Raw genomic sequence first — 502 nt, forward strand, 5'->3', positions numbered from 1 at the left:
GAGGGGATAGACGAGGACAGTGAGAGACAGGCAAAGGAACTGCTTGTGAAATTGGCAGAATACAAGCCGCTTGCTAAGATCGAGGAACTGGAGGAACAGAATTATAACATGATTGATGAGAGACTCAACAATGGCGTGGAAAAATTCAATCGTGAGGAAGAAAAGAAAGAACAGCAGGAAAAGCCACAGGCACGTTCTTCCTTAAAGGAGCGACTGGCAGCCAAGCAGAAGGAAGCAACACAGGGAAACAATAAGGATACGAAGGAACAGGAAAAATCAAAAAATTCGCATAGGGAGATGTAGGTTGATGAATAAATTCACAGTAGAAGAAATCAATTTCATGTGTGTTTTTGAGACACAGAACAGAATGAAGATGATGGAAGAAATCAGACGGATAATGCCGTACATAAAGGACAGCGATATGGAAGATCTTTCTAGGCAGGTGTTGAGAAAGTTGGATGGCATGACAGATAAGGAATTTGCGGAAAATTCATTAGAAGCG

Annotated in this window: 2 protein-coding genes; both read left to right on the forward strand. The window is 41.8% G+C overall.

From position 1 onward, the window contains the following. On the forward strand, positions 1–303 hold a 303-nt coding region (locus tag H8S17_RS16385; protein WP_186867913.1), incomplete at its 5' end, for a DUF4316 domain-containing protein. Positions 304–307: 4 nt separating this feature from the next. After that, the coding region (locus tag H8S17_RS16390) for a transposon-transfer assisting family protein (RefSeq protein ID WP_186867914.1) at positions 308–502 on the forward strand (195 nt) is incomplete at its 3' end.

The sequence above is a fragment of the Roseburia zhanii genome, assembly GCF_014287635.1.
GTDB lineage: Bacteria > Bacillota > Clostridia > Lachnospirales > Lachnospiraceae > Roseburia_B > Roseburia_B zhanii.